This window comes from Stenotrophomonas sp. TWI1409 (genome assembly GCF_039673015.1).
GTDB lineage: Bacteria > Pseudomonadota > Gammaproteobacteria > Xanthomonadales > Xanthomonadaceae > Stenotrophomonas > Stenotrophomonas maltophilia_A.
The window spans coordinates 1-1,839 of record NZ_JBDJKU010000138.1; the positions used below are offsets into that span (position 1 = coordinate 1).

The window sequence follows — 1,839 nt, forward strand, 5'->3', positions numbered from 1 at the left end:
CTGTTGGAACAAGCAGCCGAGCATGGGCTCGGCTCTACAATCAGCCAAAAACAACAGAGGGACGCGGCGAAGCCGCGTCCCTCTTTCAAATTCCGTCCCGACAACCCAATGCTCTTCGATCCGTCACCGGGAATCTGTCAGAGGTGGGGCGGGTTTGGTTCGCGGGACCGTTGGCGCCATGGATGGCGCCATCGAGTCCCCAAGGACGGGTTCACGGCGTGTCCCGCGAATCCAACCCGCCCCGCCAAGCACGGCAAAAACCCAGAGCCGCTATTGACGTTGATGTTGCTGTTGCTGTTGCCTGCCGCAGGCAGCGCCCGCGGCCGCCGCCGCAAAGGAAACTCCTTAAATCTTCTTCGCCAGCGACTCGGCCAGGCCGGTGTAGCTGCCCGGGGTCATCTCCAGCAGGCGCTGCTTCGCATCCGCCGGCAGCTCCAGCCCCTGCACGAACGCCCGCATCGACTCGGCGGTGATGCCCTGGCCGCGGGTCAGCGCCTTCAGCTGTTCGTACGGGTTCGGCAGGCCGTGGCGACGCATCACCGTCTGCACGGCCTCGGCCAGCACTTCCCAGGCCGCATCCAGATCGGCATCCAGGCGCTGCGGGTTCACTTCCAGCTTGCCCAGGCCCTTGGCCAGCGAATCCAGCGCCACCTGGCTGTGGCCGAACGCGGTACCCAGTGCACGCAGCACGGTGGAGTCGGTCAGGTCACGCTGCCAGCGGCTGATCGGCAGCTTCGCGCTGAAGTGCTCGAACAGCGCATTGGCAATGCCGAAGTTGCCTTCCGCATTCTCGAAATCGATCGGGTTGACCTTGTGCGGCATCGTCGACGAGCCGACTTCGCCTTCCTTCAGGCGCTGCTTGAAGTAGCCAAGCGAAACGTAGCCCCAGATGTCACGGGCCAGGTCGATCAGGATGATGTTGGCGCGGCGTGCGGCATCACCGATCTCGGCGATGTTGTCGTGCGGTTCGATCTGCGTGGTGTACGGGTTGAACACCAGGCCCAGGCCGGTCACGAAGCGCTCGGCGAAGGCCGGCCAGTCCACGTCCGGGTAGCTGGCGATGTGGGCGTTGTAGTTGCCCACCGCGCCATTGATCTTGCCGGTCAGTTCGACCGCGGCAATCTGCTTGCGCTGGCGTTCCAGGCGGGCGACCACGTTGGCCAGCTCCTTGCCGAGGGTGGTCGGCGAGGCGGTCTGGCCGTGGGTGCGCGACAGCATCGGCTGGCCGGCCTGGGCGTGGGCCAGGCTGCGCAGGGAGGTGGCGATGCCATCCAGCGTCGGCAGCACCACCTCGCGGCGCGCCTGTTCCAGCATCAGGCCGTAGCTGAGGTTGTTGATGTCTTCGCTGGTGCAGGCGAAATGCACGAATTCCAGCGCCGGGGCCAGCTCGGCGTCGTCCTTCAGCTGTTCCTTGATGAAGTACTCCACCGCCTTGACGTCATGGTTGGTGGTGCGCTCGATCTCCTTCACGCGCGCGGCCTGGACCGGGCTGAAGCTGGCGGCCAGGGCACGCAGACGCGCGATGGCGGCGTCGGAGAACGGGGCCAGTTCGACGATGCCCGGCTCGGCGGCCAGGGCCAGCAACCACTCCACTTCGACCGTGATGCGGGCCTTGATCAGGCCGTACTCGGAGAAGATCGGGCGCAGGGCGTCGACCTTGCCGGCATAGCGGCCATCGAGCGGGGACAGGGCGAGCAGGGCGGAATCGGACATGTCGGCAGGGCTGGGGCGAGCGGCGGGGGCCATATTCTACGACGTGCCGGTGAGGTAGTGCCGGCCGCTGGCCGGCCAACCCCCCCCGCCCCCCAATTCCAGGCTTTCAGGCCCCCGGCCGGCCCA

At 66.5% G+C, this 1,839-nt stretch carries 1 protein-coding gene; it reads right to left on the minus strand.

The window, feature by feature from the left end:
- Window positions 1-345: 345 nt before the first annotated feature.
- Complete coding sequence (gene purB, locus ABE423_RS20665; RefSeq protein WP_346487355.1) at window positions 346-1,713, minus strand: adenylosuccinate lyase; 1,368 nt, start codon at window positions 1,711-1,713, stop codon at window positions 346-348.
- Between the last annotated feature and the right edge of the window lie 126 nt (window positions 1,714-1,839).